Raw genomic sequence first — 15,752 nt, 5'->3', positions numbered from 1 at the left:
GCCCGTTTCAAGCGGGCTTTGTTGTATCTGTACCTAGCAAGTTTTCTAGCTAAACCTTTGGGAACTTCAGTGTGATTGAAAGACCCTGCTTATCATATAGATACTCATCCTTTAGCTCTAAGGTGCCTCCCATTCTCTTCGTAGCAGCAGAGACTAGACTTAGCCCTAGTCCATTGCCTTCCGTATTTCTACTACTGTCGCTGCGGTAGAATTTTTGGCATAGGTGCGTTAACTCCTCTTCTCCGACGCCGCCACTTTGATCCGCTACGGTTATTTCTACACTGTCTGCATTCTCTGCTGAAGAGATTCGAATCGTGTTACCCGCTAAGTTGAACTTACATGCGTTATCGATCAAATTGGACACTACCTGCATCATTAATTCTTGGCTGGCGTTAATTTGGTGACTTGGATCAATGTTTAACTCTAGGTTTAAATGATTGTCTTCTACAACGGGCTCGTATAGTTCTGCCGCACACTCAACTAACTGTTGGAGATTGACAGCACTTTGAGTTATCTGCTCTCCATTGAACTCAAGTCGGCTTATTCGTAGCAGTTGATTAAAGGTATTGAGAAGGTTTGCCACCATTTGCTCTACTTCTTCAAGTTCTGAGTGACTCTCAGAAAGTTGCTGAATTCGATGATAAATCGACGTAAGCGGCGTTCTTAAGTCATGCGCGATGTTGTTTGCCTGCTGCTTCGTCATCTCCGTCGACTGAGCTAGGCGATCTAACATCATATTTAGTTCTGAAATGGTCTCTGACAGTGGCCCTTCTAGGTTCTCATTGGGGATTCTAAGATGTAAATCGTTGTCTTTAGTAATACTCTTGCTCGCGGCGTTAATATCTGTCAGCCGAGTTTTAATGCTGTTTATCATGAAGTAAGCGATGACAAACCCTACGATCATCAAAGCTCCAACTGCGTATATGATCCCATTAATCAGCTGGGTTTGTTGAGTAAAGAAGCTATCTTCTACTCGAACCTCTAATTTTCGCCACCCATCCCCTTCAGGAAGGTAAGTCTCAACACTGACGTAATTGGAGTCTTCGTTCTGCTGAACGTAAAGCTCAATACCAAACTCCATTTCACCCAAGGGTTTATATGAGTCTAGTGTTTGCAGTTCTTGGTCTGTAATATGCTCTTTGAAAACGTAGCTAAAAATTGCGTCGTGATCGGCTCGCAGAACCTTCTTGGTTTCCTCTTCCCCTAACTCTTCCCATAGCTCATACACATAGTTAGCTTCAGAAGTCACAATGGGTAAGACACTATTATCAATGAACCAGGCATAGATGCTGGTACGCATCACGATTAACAAGACAATCGCTGCCACGACTAACATCGCATATAAGTTCAGAAAACGGCGAAAAGGATCATTTAACCAGCTCACGATCGCTCCTCCATAACGTAGCCGGCCCCTCTAACGGTATACAATAGCGGCTTGCAATCTTCGAGATCAATCTTCTTTCGTAGTCGACTAATATGGACATCAATGACATTGGTTTGCGGATCAAAATGATGATTCCAAACTTTCTCTAGCAACATAGTACGAGTCACTATCCGCCCTTGATTTTCCATCAAGTAGAGTAAAATTTGATATTCACGAGTGTTGAGTACTACATCTACCTCTCCCCGTTTTGCCTTTCGGGTATATGTATCTAACGATAGAGAATCTAGCTTTAACTCGGTGTTATTTGCATGAGATTGCGATTCACTTGGTCTTCTTGCCAGCACTTCTATTCTCGCCAGCAACTCGGTATAAGCGTAAGGTTTAACTAAGTAGTCGTCTCCCCCACTTCTTAGTCCTCTAACACGCTCCTCAACGCTATCCAATGCGCTGAGCACCAATACAGGAGTTTGGTTACCACCTGCTCTCAACGCCTGAATCATCTGAAGACCATCCATTTCAGGCATCATACGGTCACAAATAATAACGTCGTAGTCATTATGCAGAGCACAAATCAAACCCAATTTTCCGTTCTCGGCTCGATCAGTCTGGTGCCCGGACTGCTCTAAGCTATGACTCAGAAAACGCGATTGTTCTACGTTGTCTTCCACTAATAAAATTTTCATAACTCAAACCCCAAGCGACTAGCCCAATTGCTTCGATTTCATGGCTTCGGTTGTGGACCAACTTCCACTAATTCTAAGTCATTGTCATCACTAATAGAATACGCATTTCCGTATAGATTATCTTTAACCATACCCGAAGCGAATTCCATTTGTTCATACTCTTCGATTAACTCTTCTACTCTGTCGACCTTCTCAGAATCGATCACTTTCAATGTTTTGGCATCTATCACTAACAAGGTTGAAAGTGGCTCATCGTAACTCTCTTTGATCTCCACCACGTAGATGGTTCCCAGTTCTGGCACTAAATCCGAATGCGCAGAGACAATGAGCCCTTGGTGCGTCTTGCCAACTTGTGCAAGGACTTCTTGAAGTGAAAAGTTAACTTTTTTAATCGATAGCGTAACGTCTTTACCACTTGTTGCATCAAAGAAAATGGTGTCTTGTTCTGCTTGTTGTTTTGCAGTGGCAACGTAGAGAAACCGACCATCTTCTTGTTCAATCAATTCGATAGATTCATAGCTAGCAGGCTTGAGCTTTTTAATCTGACTAAGCGCTTTTTCTGCGCTCATAGTAGGCAGAAGATTAGCCTTGTTAGAGTCATTCGTTGAGTTCGCCATAGCGCTAAAGCTAATCATGCTGCCAATCAAGATGCTAAGTGTAGTGAGGTTTTTCATAATCTTATTCCTGCTGTTGGTTAAGTTCGGAACTAGATTAACCAATGGAGCTAAAGCCTTTCTAAACTCAAGATTAAAAATTTGTAATGTTAGTTAGTTCAGCGATCGGTGACAACGCGGTCGGTATCGGTACTGCTGTTAAAGATATATCGGCTCGGGCCAGGGTGATTTTATGGAGTAGTGACAATTTCAGATAGACAAAAGCCTGATTTCAATCAGGCTTTATCGGTCATATATAAAATATATCTAGTACAGCGACTACAGTTCGCTTAGGCGCTTCGTCATAATGTCTTGAATCTCATCAAGCCAAGCATAGCGCTTAGTATATAAACGTCGTTTGGTTTTCTTAAGTGTGCTTGGATCTTTGCGCGGTGGTTGCATAGGTATCTGATAAATATATTTAGACACCTGCTCCGCACCATATTCAGTCCATAGTTCCGCATAGTTGAAAGTGACACTTGAGCGTTTCGAACCCGTATATCTAAGTGCTTGATAGATATGCCCCTTATTGCTTATGCCGAATATCTTCTCAACCTGCCACTCTCGAGCAAGCATCAACAGCACTTCTACCATTAGAGCTTTTGGACGCAAACCATGCATACCACGAGTCAAAGCTTTGATGATCTCACCACGTTCCGTGATATAATCCCCCGGCCCCTGTAGCGCACCAATATGGATCTCTCTATTCGGAGTACTTGAGAGATTAAATGCCAAGGTAAACAAGTCTCGGTTTTGCTCATCGATGAGTTTAAGTGCCAGCGAGCCTTCTCTTTCAGGCCCGGCACACAATAACAATCTGCAGTCTAAAATATCAGCGAGTAACCAGCCATCATTTGAATAGAAATCTAAGAAGCCACGACCGTACATTTCGTACAAAGAGTTAAAATGCTCATAAATTTTCTTTGCTCGCTGCTCAGGGCGCCACTTCAAACACACGTATGGCTTCAATGGTTTTTCCAGCAATCGAGGATTGACCTCGGTGATTTTCTTGAGATCAGGTTGTGCAAAGAGTTCCTGCATCTGTTTTAGGACTCCCGGCTTAAGCATTGACCATAGGCAAAAACGCGCATTATATCGTAACTTTTTAAACCCGCGAATATCTGGGTAAACAGTTTCGGCGACCTTGGGAAGCGACAAAACAAAATTAAGGTAGTTGGCTGACATATAGAATTCTCGGCTTTCTGTATGGGACTTTGCTCATAAAGTCATTGCCTAATAAATGATTAGGCAAGCGTTAGTGCACAGTGTACAAAACCATAAAAATGAGATGTAGATCTACTTTGTCGCTACTTTGTCACGCTTATGTCAGCCTCGATTACAATTTAGGGAATGTCAGGGTGAATTGCGCACCACCTAGCGCGCTTTGCCCAACTTCAATCCTGCCTTGGTGTCTTTTAACAATCAGCTCCACAATTGCTAAACCAAGACCAAATCCACTGCTTTCTTTATTTCTGGACGCATCCACACTATAAAACGGCTGAAAGATTGACGGCCAATGCTCAGGAGGCACTCCTCTACCGTCATCTTCTACTTTAATCACAACCTGTTGCTCACTTTCTATCACAGTTAAATAAACTTCGCTTTCAGCATATTTGATCGCATTTGAAAGTAAGTTGACTATTCCACGCTTTAACAGTGAACGGTCAGCGCTAAGCTCTACATTTTTTTCAATGTTAACGCCAATATTGATATTGCGGCTGTTTGGTATACGTTGAACCACTTCGGATAAAAAACCGATTAGATTAAGCTGTTCTATGTTGAGCTGAGTCTCAGGGCGCTCCATTTTTGCAAAATAAAGTAGCTCATCGACCATTCGCTCCATTTCTTCAGTGTCTTCAATAATGCTTGCAATTTTGTCATGCTGCGCTTGAGACATCTCTTGATCTTGCAACATTTCAGCTTGCCATTGAATTCTGAATATTGGGGTCCTTAAATCATGCGCAACGGCATTGGTTAAAAAGCGGTTACCGGTGATTAAATTAGATATTTTGTCCGCCATATAATTAAAGCTACGATTCAAAGAGCCCAAAGCTTTTCCGCTCTGAAGTGGAGCTCGAACATTAAAATCCCCTTTAGCAAACTTGACGGTTGCGTCCTCCAATAGCCTCACGCGACGACCTAAAAACCAAATAAAACACAGGGAATAAACAAAAAAGCCCGCAAGAATAAACCCGAAGGATGTAATGTCATCAATTTCAATGGCACGCCTTAGCTCCGTTTCTGAGTCGGGCATGATATGAAAAACAACGTCAGGTTCGGCCAGCTTAAACCAGAAAGAACGCTCTACATCAAAGAACACATTAACCTTAGAATCACTGTCGAAGTAGTTTGCTACTTCTTCAGGTACTTCGTCCGCCTTAAATACGATCAATTTTTCCGCAGTTGTCTCTACATAACGCTCGAGTGTATCTAGAGTGTTTTCCTTTCCCTGATTCTCGTAAATACTAAGGATTAACCTTTGAAAGGCTTCCCCTTTTCGCTCTTGAAGAACATTGTCATAGTCGGTATTCAGCTGATATATCACATAATCTATGCTAAAAATGCTTACCATAAACCAGATTAGTAGGCCAACAGACGATTCCAAGTAAATTCGGCGCATACACCCTCTTTAGATTAATTACTATTGCCAGGTATCAGGGACAAATAGGTACCCTTTCCCTCTAACGGTGATGATGCGTTTTGGTGTTGTGGATGTATCGCCAAGCTTCTTACGTAGGCTTACAATCTTGTTGTCAACGGTTCTATCAAGGCCATCATATTCAATGCCTCTTAGCGTCTTAGTAAGTTGGTCACGAGATAACACTTCGTCAGGAGAACATGCCAGAGCCCAAAGCAAATCAAATTCGCTATCAGACATAGAGATCACCTTACCTGCCAATTCGCAAACCTTTCGTGCATCATTCAACTTCAATTGATCAAATTCCAGCACCTTCGAATTGGGCGCCTGAACTGATGACGGTGTGTTCGAACCGCCTCTTCTTAGCAGCATTCGCATTCGAGCTAATAAAACCCGGGGTTTGATTGGCTTAGTCACAAAATCATCTGCACCAATTTCGAGCGCCGCTACATGATCAAAATCATCATCACTTGCTGTCAGCATCAGCACTTTACCCGAGTAGTTTGGTCGGATCTGTCTACAAATTGTCAGACCGTCAATTCCAGGTAGCATTAGATCAAGCAGAACAATATCAGGTTGCTTTTCTACGATAGCATTGATTGCGTTTTCACCCTCTTCAAAAGTTGTGACATCGAAATCTTGGGAAAGAAAATACTCGCACAGCATCTGACGAAGCTTAGCGTCATCTTCGACAATAAATAGAGTCTGATTCACAGAATTTTGCATATAAATTAAAGTATGGTATGACTACATATCATCGATTCTATCTCATCCTACTTCCAATTTCTGCAACTCAAGGGGAGTTACTGGGCTTTTTGTCCGGTGCAAGCATGCGGCTTTTCTGTTAGGATGCGCTTCCCGTTTGTTACTGAGCAGTACCATGAACCGTAAGAAAAAGATCAACCAGATCCTGAAAGCAAAACAAAAAAAGACCAATGCTAAGTTGCACAAAAGCAATAAGCCTCGCTACATCTCGAAAGCAGAGCGAGCTAAGTTAGAAGCGGAAGAGCAAAATCAAAAGGCAATCGATGTAGCTAGTGCTACTGTAGAAGAATTAGATAGTACTGCCTCAGACCAATAAATACCGATTTTCAGATAAAAAAGCGCTACTCGTAATAACAAGTGGCGCTTTTTTATATTCAGTGTGTTTATTCGTTGTGATTAGAGGTAGCGACCATACCATCAAATGAAACCAGTTTAATTTCTAGCTGGGCCCCAAAGTAACTTAACGCCAGTTTCGGGTCTTTATTAGCAGACACTTTCTTTCCAAGCGTCTCTAACAGCTCAGCCATAAAATCTTTAACTGGCTGATCTGCATCTGCCAAATGTTGTTCTAACCTATTGTTGTTCATTATATTCCTAGCCATAACACTACGCTGGATCCCTCCCGAACAGCTCCTTCCACACTACTGATGTGAAAATCCAAAACGGCTCGTTCAAGATAACCCTGTATTTATTGTTTCAATCGCAATTGCTAGGTCTCGTATAAAACTGGCTCAATTACAAAGCTTAAAATTTAGGTCGCTGATAATTACCTAATAAAGCATGAGTTAAAAGAAAACGAAAGCCTGATGCGATGAGAGTCAAAATAAGAATATTAATACCCAAAATAAAGATCAAGAGAGTGTACAAACTGATTTGCCAATTTTCACTCCGCGTTAATGAGTCACATTTCTGGTGTATATTTTCGATAAAGGAGTCAGTATTTCTACCGCGCGAATTTTTCGCTCTCCATCTAAATTTCTTAACGCCTCGATCATCAATGAGTCTCGGACATGCTGCATTTGTCGCAATTGGTGAAATTGCGGAAACTGTCGCATTTCGCAGGTAAAGTTAACATGTGAGCTCAGATTAAATCCTAGCTTGACTCTAAAGCCTATTGCCACAGAGTAGTCTCGTACTTTGTAAACATCTTCTAACTGAATGTACTGTTTCTCAGACAGACCTAGGACTCGGGCCATCGTATTAATGGAGATTTGGTGTGTACGGCGAAAACGCTTCACAGTTATCGCGATCGAACGATAATAGTCAATCGCAAAAGCGTTCATATCGAGAGTTTTAGGTGCAAACAAATCATCATAGCGTATTTCAGGATCTACAAGAGCTGTGGTTTCTCGTCGAAAACGTTCAAATTCATTTCTTGTCGTTGAGCTCATCAAAGATGCAATGAGATCCAAATACAATTCAAACTGTTGTTCTGGTAAGCGACCAATACAAAACAGAGCCTCTATCCCTTTGTCATCCATTCCACGATAATGTTCTCGTAGCTTAACTGCATGGTAAAAGCTCGTCATTGGAACCATCATTATCCATGACAGGGCAGCAACGACATGGATTGGGCGCATCGATCGATAGCTCTGCTGCATGTAACGTCTTAATGTTGAAGCATTCAGACCTTCTAGACGTTGCTGTAGTTCAGCAATAGACATACCTTGAGCACGCCGGGCACACGACATAGAGATCGCCATCTCAGCATCAATGTTATTCAGCAGCTCATCTAGCATGTTTATCTTCTCTTCAGACACCGAAATGGTGATATCATCAGCAGTATTAAACATGTAATTCCTTGATTACTTAAACACTTCGAATGAATCATAACATTAAGAGTTGAAAGTCTGGCTTATTGTTTTATTTGCCTACCTCAACAATAGTGTCTTTTCAATCGGAATGAATCTATCACAAACATCGATCAATGACTGAGCGGTCAAACCAGGCACACCATAGACATCGACTCTAGTATCAAAGCGTTTTTGGATTCGGTCGACTAACATCTCAAAATCTCCATCACCGGAGAGAAGTATGACGCGATCAACCTTTGAGGCCGCTTCATAGACGTCTAAGGCAATCCCTACGTCCCAATCCCCTTTTGAGCTACCATCATGTCGCTGAATATAAGGTTTAAGCTTAACGTTAAAGCCGATACCACGTAGGATATGGTGAAATTGACGCTGCTTAGGATCATGAGAGGCAATCGCATAGGCATTGGCTTCTAACAACTGCTGACCCTCAGTCGCGATGTACCAAAACTGGTTGTAATCAAAATTCGCTCGATACTTATCTCTAGTGGTGTAATAGATGTTCTGTACATCGACAAAAATCGCGATTTTTTCCATGATTGATTACCTTAATTTCGACGCCGAGACTGTATCAGAACAACGCGAAAAATACACCAAAACAAAAAGACCTGAATCACTTCAAGTATGATATCTGGTCTAATTCGTTAACAAACAGGGTTGGATAGTGTTCAATGAAACCACTTCAATTTATTGTGCAGTGATGTCACGCTTCCAACAACAATTAACGCAGGGCTCAACGCCTCTTTTGCCATGTTTGGCAATTCTTTCAGCGCCCCTGTAAACACCCTTTGTTCACATCGGGTGCCATTTTCAATAATGGCGCATGGCATATTCGAATCTAGGCCTGTTTCTAGCAATTTTTCGGTAATATAGCCGCTTTGCTTTAGGCCCATGTAAAACACGAGTGTGTTATTGGACTGAGCTAAAGAGTGCCATTCTATTTCACGGCCATCTTTCTGCACATGACCCGTAATGAACTGAACACTTTGCGCGTGGTCCCGATGCGTCAATGGAATCCCCGCATAAGCCGTCGCTCCAGCAGCTGCGGTTATACCAGGGACCACTTCAAAGCGAATGCCATGTTCGGCAAGCTCTTCTAACTCTTCTCCACCACGACCAAATATAAACGAGTCTCCGCCTTTTAGACGGACAACCTTTTTGCCTTGCTGTGCTTTCTCAACCAGAATCTGATTAATTTGGTCTTGAGGAACACAGTGAAAATCTAACTTTTTTCCCACATAAATCATCTCAGCATCGTTATTGGCTAACGCAAGAATCTCGGGGGAGACCAGACGGTCATAGACCACAACTTCTGCTTGTTGAATCACTCGATAGCCTTTGACGGTTAGTAGGTCTGGGTCGCCTGGCCCTGCACCAACTAATGAAACAAAACCAAGGTTTGATGGAGAGATGGGAGTCATGCTCATAGCTATGCCTATCAACTTAAATTTGGATATAAAGAGTAGTACTCAACGACTACGAAAATGAATGACTACTTTTTATATTCAAATCAAGACTGTATTTGATGGTTAGGAGCCCCACGCGACAACGTGGGGCTGTAAATCATTATTTCGCTAGTACTGGTTTCGCATTAACTTCTTCTTCATCGCTTAGAGAAGGGGCTGTTTTCGCGTGAGTCAGGTATAGCGGAATACATGTCATGATCAAACCACCAACGATGTTACCTAGGATGGTTGGGATAAGGTTGAAGTTCAACCAAGTCGCGATACCAAAGTCCGCACCTAAAATCATACCTAGTGGGAATAGGAACATGTTTACTACTGTGTGCTCGAATACAAGTGCAAAGAAGATGAAGATTGGGAACCACATCATTGCTACTCGACCAGCAACCGTACGTGCCGTCATGTTACCAATCACACCTAAACAAACCATTAGGTTACAGAAGATGCCACGTACGAAACAGGTGATCCATCCGTCCATGCCCATCGCTTCAAAACCTGCACTACGAGCGGTTGAAACAGCGATGAATTTCTTCGCAACCGCGTTCAACTCAAGTGAGAAGTTACCTGTTAGAGAAATAGCCACTAGATACGCAACAATCAGTGAACCAATAAGGTTACCAAGGCCAACAAGACCCCAGCAGCGGAATACTCTGTTCCATGTGATACCCGGACGGCCTTCGAATTTTGCCAGAGGAGCAAGACCAAAAACACCTGTCACTAGGTCATAGCCCATGGCGGATAGGATGACAAAGCCCACTGGGAAAACCAATGCACCAACAACGCCTACACCGGTTTGTACGATTGTTGTAATCGCAACAACCACAGCAAGCGATAAGATGATACCAGCCATTGTACCGCGAAGAAGCAGGTCACGAGCGCTCGTTTTAGTCTTTGCTTCGCCAACGTTAATCATAGTTTGCACGAATTCAGCAGGTTTAAAGTCTGTAGACATGAATGTGTCCTTATCCAAAATTGAAAGTTAAAAGTTGAAATTGAATAGTGAAAGACTCGCTGTTTCTCTGTTCCCCAACTGAGAAACAACGAACCTTTAAGCTATTTAATCTCCATAGCCTTCATATTTGTTGCCGCAGCGTTGTTGCCTGCACCTCTTCACCCTAATCACATAAAACACCTATACTCATAGGGATGAATCGCCTTGTCGCCTAGCTGCAACAACAACTATTTTGGCTATGAAAGTACATTTAAACGAACGTTTAAGCCGCGATTTCAACCTTACCTTTTGCAACGCGTGCTTTGTATGATTTCACGCTCATACGTTCATCTTCCATACACACACCGGTTGCTAGGTTAAAGCGTTGCTTCTTCAGTGGGCTTGCTACCCATAGTTGCTCATCGTGTTCAACAATCAGGCCACGTGACAGTACATTTGACTGAAAAAATGGGTCCATGTTGTTGATTGCAAACACTTCTTCAGTCGCTCGTGGGCGGAAGATAGCCACTTGCTCACCCTCAAATAATGCGACTACGCCAGTGCCTGGGATGATGTCTTCGATGTTGCAAACTTTTGTAAATGCCATGTTGTCTTCTCCCCTTAAACCACTTCTACGTGAAGGATGTCGCCTTTCGCTTCAGGATGTTTTTCTGTGAATGTTGCCGGGCGATGCTGCTCACGACCATCAGTCACAAACATAACGTTATCGTCACGCTCGTCTGAGTTAATGAAATGAGCAAAGCGTTTTAGCTGCGTTTCGTCGTTGATGGTATCCGTCCATTCGCAGCGGAACTCTTCCACTAGCTTGGCAACGTCGGCTTCTAGTTGATCATTGATACCCAGTTTGTCTTCGATGATCACTTCACGTAGGTAGTCGATGCCGCCTTCTAGGTTCTCGAACCATACAGAAGTACGCTGCAGTGGCGCAGCCGTACGGATATAGAACATCATGAAGCGGTCGATGTATTTGATTAGGGTTTCTTGGTCTAGATCACCAGCAAGCAGTGTCGCGTGGCGTGGCTTCATACCGCCATTACCACATACGTACATGTTCCAACCTGCATCAGTAGCGATAATGCCCAAGTCTTTACCTTGCGCTTCTGCACACTCACGAGTACAGCCAGAAACACCAAACTTCATCTTATGAGGAGTACGAATGCCTTTGTAGCGATTCTCAATCATCACACCAAGGCCAACCGAATCTTGAACGCCGTAACGACACCAAGTTGAACCTACACAGGTCTTCGCCATGCGCAGTGCTTTCGCGTATGCCTGACCAGTCTCGTAACCTGCTGCAACCAGTTTCTTCCAGATGGCTGGAAGATCGTCTTTTTGAGCGCCGAACAGGCCGATACGCTGTGCACCTGTGATCTTGGTGTACAGGTTGTATTCTGCTGCTACATCAGCCAGTACTGCTAGCGCTTGTGGCGTTACTTCGCCACCCGCCATACGTGGAATCACAGAGTAGGTACCATCTTTTTGCATGTTACCTAAGAAGTTATCGTTGGTATCGTGCAGTTTAACCAGAGATGGCTTCAGAATATGGTCACCCCAGCAGGACGCAAGGATAGAGCCTGCTAGAGGCTTACACACTTCACAGCCGTAACCTTTACCGTGTTTCTCTAGCAATTCTTCATACGATTTGATTTCGCCAATACGTACTAGATGGAAAAGCTCTTGGCGAGAGTAAGCAAAGTGCTCACATACATCCGCTTTAACTTCAACGCCTGCTTTTTCAAGCTCAGCGTTTAGCACTGACGTGACAAGTGGGATACAACCCCCACAACCCGTGCCCGCACCGGTTACTGCTTTGATGTCGCCAATCGTGTGGTGACCTTGTGCAACGGCTTCAGCGATTTTGCCTTTAGTTACATCAAAACAAGAACAGATAACCGCAGAATCTGGCAGAGCATCGGCACCTAAAGTAGGTTTCTCAGCACCCGCGTGCGCAGGTAGGATAAGTGCATCTGGGTGTTCTGGTAGGTCAATTTCGTTAAGCATAAGCTGAAGAAGATCGCCGTAGTCAGAGGTATCGCCTACCATTACCGCGCCAAGAAGCTTCTTATTGTCTTCAGATACGATTAAGCGTTTGTATACTTCCTGCTCTTCGTTCTGGTAAACGTAGCTCTTACAACCAGGAGTACGACCGTTAGCGTCACCGATAGAGCCAACTTTTACACCTAGCAGCTTAAGCTTGGCAGACATGTCAGCACCTTCGAACTTGCTGTCGTTACCCACAATGTGGTCAACCGCTACCGTCGCCATTTTGTAACCTGGCGCTACTAGCCCGTAGAAGGTTTCATTCCAAGAAGCACACTCACCAATAGCATAGATGTTCTCATCAGAAGTCTGACAGAAGTCGTTAATAGCGATACCACCGCGTGGCGCAACGTCTAGCTGCATGTCACGAGCAAGCTTGTCTTGTGGACGAATACCCGCAGAGAATACGATGAAGTCTGTCTCTAGCTCAGTACCATCAGCAAATCGCATCACGTTACGTGCTTCTTTACCCTCAGGAGCGATTTCAAGTGTGTTTTTACTGGTGTGAACCTTAACACCCATACTCTCGATTTTTTGGCGCAGTTGATTACCACCCGCTTGATCGAGCTGTTCAGCCATTAGCTTAGGCGCAAACTCAACAACGTGAGTCTCAACACCGAGTGCTTTAAGTGCACCAGCGGCTTCAAGACCTAAAAGACCACCACCGATGACCACACCGATTTTGCTCTTTTTCGCACAAGCTTCGATCGCTTTGAGATCTTCGATGGTACGGTAGACAAAACAATCTTTACTTTCACGGCCCTTAATAGGTGGAACAAATGGGAATGAGCCAGTCGCCATGATCAGCTTGTCGTATTGAATTTCACGACCCGTACTAGAATGGACAATGCGTTTCTCACGGTTAACGTTGATCGCACGCTCACCAATCAACATGTTTACACCATGCTTGTCGTAGAAACCTTCTTTAACCAAAGATAACTCGTCCGCTGTGTGGTGAGAAAAGTAAGAAGAGAGGTGGACACGGTCATATGCAACACGCGGTTCTTCACAGAAAACAGTAATGTCATACTGGGATGCATCTGCCTTCTCTACTAGGTCTTCAATGTAACGGTGTCCTACCATACCGTTACCGATAACAACCAGCTTCAACTTGCTCATAATACTTCCTAAGGGTTAGGTTCTTTATCTGAGCCAATTGTTAATTGTGAAAGAAAATTAATACATGATGTAAATCAATTACAGTTTTAAACTACCCTAAAGGGGTAGGAACAGAAAATAACCACTTGATCTATGTAATTATGTTACATTTAAGGTAATCACCTCTCATTCTTGTGTCACATTTCAACTCGCCTGTTTACAACTAGCAAGAATCTCTAATATTGACCGCAAATCGCTAGGATAAAGCTTGTCTTTATGGCTACTTTTCTGAATGGATACTCCCATCAATAACGTAATCCAAACAGTATGAGCAAAACCTATACAACTCATCGACTTACTAGAAACATCCCACACTCTTGTTGTGTACTATGTAACCTCTCATTTGAATAGCGTGATCTCTATTCAATTATTGCCTTGATTCCACCTATAAAAAGCATATGATGAGACTCATATTCAAGCTTTGGCATATTCTCATTTATTAGACAAAGGCAACAAGGATGGATCTAGACATTTTTAATCCTTCTCGGCAATTGCGCCGAGCCGTGTTGTTTTGGCTAAGTACGCTGTTAGCATTCATCTCAGCCTGTGTGACTGGCTATAATCTAGCTGTAGATCAATACAGCCCGCATCATTATATAGAAACTGCATTTGGACTGCTTTCACTCTATATCGCCTATCACACCTACCAAGAATCCATCTCTAAGCCGTTTATTATTGCTTACGTATTTAGCCTGATAGGCGTGACTGGCTTAGCGACCTATGAGTACCCACTTGAGTTCGGTGTTTTTATATGGGCCTGCCTTTTTCCGATAATGTTCTATTTGATTTTAGGCCGACGTGCAGGTGTACTGGCTACTAGCATCGGGTTTATCGCACAGATAGGAATCATCTCTACTAGGCTTTGGAATGACGGAATCGAAGGTAATTCTCAACTTGCCATTAACTTTTCGCTCGCCTTTATTACCATTTGGCTCACTTCCCATGTTCTTGAAGTAAAAAGACGAGTTTCTGAAGCATCTTTAGGGCAGCTTGCTTCTCGCGATGCGTTAACTGGTGTGTACAATCGTCATGCCCTTACCCATAATTTTGAGCGTTATCGCAATGAAAGCATTAAACTCCCCCTTTCACTTTTGATTCTCGATTTAGACTTTTTCAAAGCCGTTAACGATCAATACGGCCATGACGTAGGTGATACTGTATTAATCCAAACAGCAGCGCTAATCGACGGGTTAAGTGAAGAGCATTTGGTCTATAGAATAGGCGGAGAAGAGTTTTGTATCGCTTTGCACAATACCTGTGTAAGAACAGCAAAAGAAAAAGCAGAGCAGATTCGTAATGCAATTGAAGGTTACGAGTTCAATGACAAGTCTGCCCCGATTTCTTTAACTGCAAGTATCGGGGTTTATCAGTGTGACCACTATGCCAACCTAGAAAGTGTCCTGAAAGAAGCCGATAAAGAACTTTATCGCGCCAAACAGAACGGTCGAAACCAAGTCATGGTATGCAACCGTCCATCCGAAACAGCATTGAATTTCTCTTAATTCTTAACTGTCGCTATCTTCTTCAAAAACCACATTATAGTTTTCTGTATACGTACAATGTGGTTGACGGCTACAAGTAAAAAAGCGCCGTCCTTTGTGTTCACCTTGGCTAGCAGTCTTAATCGTCATTGGGCTGCCACAGCGTTTACAAAAACGAATTTCCTTATCAGGTTCAATCAAATCTATGTGCGCAGCGAGAAGACGTCGTAAGCGACCCACTTGATAGCTGTGTTTAATGTTGGCTCCAATCAGTGGAACACCCGCAGATTTAGTTACATGAATCAGTAGTTTTTGTCTGTCGACTTTGCCTTTGTTAAGTTCTTTCCCATCATCTAGTTCAATCGCAACTCTCACCTCTAAGGTGCGCGGGTCACACACAACATAGTCGAAATAGCTTTTAGAAATGCGATTACTCGCAATAAACCACTGCTTTTTGTCCGTCGCGAGAGGCGTAACCACATTGGATAAATTCACCTTACTCATTACCACACCGTGCTGACCAACTGCAGTAATTAGAGCGTTGTAAAAAGCCGATTCTTGGGCATTTAGCAGAGGTCCCTTCTTTTTGTAAGCACTGTCTTTCAACTCATCTTGATTAAGATAGCGTCTTTGAATCACAACAAAAAAAATAACCAATATGGCGACAACAATAAAAACACTTTCCATTGGCGTTTCAAATTACCTTAAATGAGTTCAATTCTTT

16 protein-coding genes are annotated in these 15,752 nt (G+C 43.1%); 2 read left to right on the top strand and 14 right to left on the bottom strand.

From position 1 onward, the window contains the following. Positions 1-49 precede the first annotated feature (49 nt). The 6 genes from APB76_RS00485 to APB76_RS00460 form a co-directional block, all read right to left on the bottom strand. Positions 50-1,384, bottom strand: a complete 1,335-nt coding sequence (locus tag APB76_RS00485; protein ID WP_054963038.1) for a HAMP domain-containing sensor histidine kinase — start codon at positions 1,382-1,384, stop codon at positions 50-52. Further along, positions 1,381-2,067, bottom strand: coding sequence for a response regulator transcription factor (locus APB76_RS00480; protein WP_054963037.1), 687 nt, complete (start codon positions 2,065-2,067; stop codon positions 1,381-1,383). The genes APB76_RS00485 and APB76_RS00480 overlap by 4 nt, the downstream gene beginning before the upstream one ends. Before the next feature lie 38 nt (positions 2,068-2,105). Further along, positions 2,106-2,741: a PepSY domain-containing protein gene (locus tag APB76_RS00475; RefSeq protein WP_054963036.1), complete on the bottom strand. Its 636-nt coding sequence runs from the start codon at positions 2,739-2,741 to the stop codon at positions 2,106-2,108. A 258-nt stretch (positions 2,742-2,999) separates the two neighbouring features. Beyond that, positions 3,000-3,905: a VirK/YbjX family protein gene (locus APB76_RS00470; protein ID WP_054963035.1), complete on the bottom strand. Its 906-nt coding sequence runs from the start codon at positions 3,903-3,905 to the stop codon at positions 3,000-3,002. Positions 3,906-4,056: 151 nt separating this feature from the next. Continuing rightward, the gene (locus APB76_RS00465; protein WP_054963034.1) at positions 4,057-5,340 is read right to left on the bottom strand and encodes an ATP-binding protein; all 1,284 of its coding nucleotides are present in this window, start codon (positions 5,338-5,340) and stop codon (positions 4,057-4,059) included. Between the two features lie 21 nt (positions 5,341-5,361). Then, a complete protein-coding gene (locus tag APB76_RS00460) occupies positions 5,362-6,084 on the bottom strand; it encodes a response regulator (RefSeq protein ID WP_049845220.1) in 723 nt (240 codons plus the stop codon). 154 nt (positions 6,085-6,238) lie between these two features. Here APB76_RS00460 and APB76_RS00455 point away from each other — a divergent pair, with 154 nt between their 5' ends. Beyond that, the gene (locus APB76_RS00455) at positions 6,239-6,439 is read left to right on the top strand and encodes a DUF2986 domain-containing protein (RefSeq protein ID WP_054963033.1); all 201 of its coding nucleotides are present in this window, start codon (positions 6,239-6,241) and stop codon (positions 6,437-6,439) included. A gap of 67 nt (positions 6,440-6,506) precedes the next feature. Here the strand turns inward: APB76_RS00455 and APB76_RS00450 are convergent, their stop codons facing one another. The 7 genes from APB76_RS00450 to nirB all read right to left on the bottom strand — a co-directional run bounded on the left by APB76_RS00450 (position 6,507) and on the right by nirB (position 13,508). Continuing rightward, the gene (locus APB76_RS00450; protein WP_054963032.1) at positions 6,507-6,710 is read right to left on the bottom strand and encodes a hypothetical protein; all 204 of its coding nucleotides are present in this window, start codon (positions 6,708-6,710) and stop codon (positions 6,507-6,509) included. Between the two features lie 306 nt (positions 6,711-7,016). Continuing rightward, on the bottom strand, positions 7,017-7,916 hold the full coding sequence (locus APB76_RS00445) for a hypothetical protein (RefSeq protein WP_049845217.1): 900 nt from the start codon (positions 7,914-7,916) through the stop codon (positions 7,017-7,019). Positions 7,917-7,994: 78 nt separating this feature from the next. Further along, complete coding sequence (locus tag APB76_RS00440; RefSeq protein WP_054963031.1) at positions 7,995-8,471, bottom strand: LabA-like NYN domain-containing protein; 477 nt, start codon at positions 8,469-8,471, stop codon at positions 7,995-7,997. A 131-nt stretch (positions 8,472-8,602) separates the two neighbouring features. Next, positions 8,603-9,361: a uroporphyrinogen-III C-methyltransferase gene (gene cobA, locus APB76_RS00435; RefSeq protein ID WP_054963030.1), complete on the bottom strand. Its 759-nt coding sequence runs from the start codon at positions 9,359-9,361 to the stop codon at positions 8,603-8,605. 139 nt (positions 9,362-9,500) lie between these two features. Next, positions 9,501-10,349, bottom strand: a complete 849-nt coding sequence (locus tag APB76_RS00430) for a formate/nitrite transporter family protein (protein WP_054963029.1) — start codon at positions 10,347-10,349, stop codon at positions 9,501-9,503. Positions 10,350-10,611: 262 nt separating this feature from the next. Further along, positions 10,612-10,935 (bottom strand): nitrite reductase small subunit NirD, encoded by a 324-nt coding sequence (gene nirD / locus APB76_RS00425; RefSeq protein WP_004745192.1) that lies wholly within the window; start codon positions 10,933-10,935, stop codon positions 10,612-10,614. Between the two features lie 14 nt (positions 10,936-10,949). Beyond that, the gene (nirB, locus tag APB76_RS00420) at positions 10,950-13,508 is read right to left on the bottom strand and encodes a nitrite reductase large subunit NirB (RefSeq protein ID WP_054963028.1); all 2,559 of its coding nucleotides are present in this window, start codon (positions 13,506-13,508) and stop codon (positions 10,950-10,952) included. A gap of 497 nt (positions 13,509-14,005) precedes the next feature. Here nirB and APB76_RS00415 point away from each other — a divergent pair, with 497 nt between their 5' ends. Then, positions 14,006-15,049: a GGDEF domain-containing protein gene (locus APB76_RS00415; RefSeq protein WP_054963027.1), complete on the top strand. Its 1,044-nt coding sequence runs from the start codon at positions 14,006-14,008 to the stop codon at positions 15,047-15,049. A 3-nt stretch (positions 15,050-15,052) separates the two neighbouring features. On the opposite strand, the gene APB76_RS00410 is transcribed toward APB76_RS00415, so the two are convergent. Further along, positions 15,053-15,715 (bottom strand): DUF2726 domain-containing protein, encoded by a 663-nt coding sequence (locus APB76_RS00410; protein ID WP_049845211.1) that lies wholly within the window; start codon positions 15,713-15,715, stop codon positions 15,053-15,055. Between the last annotated feature and the right edge of the window lie 37 nt (positions 15,716-15,752).

The organism is Vibrio bivalvicida (genome assembly GCF_001399455.2).
Lineage (GTDB): Bacteria > Pseudomonadota > Gammaproteobacteria > Enterobacterales > Vibrionaceae > Vibrio > Vibrio bivalvicida.
Note: the sequence above shows the minus strand (reverse complement) of the source record. Positions and strands in the feature narration are given on the sequence as shown.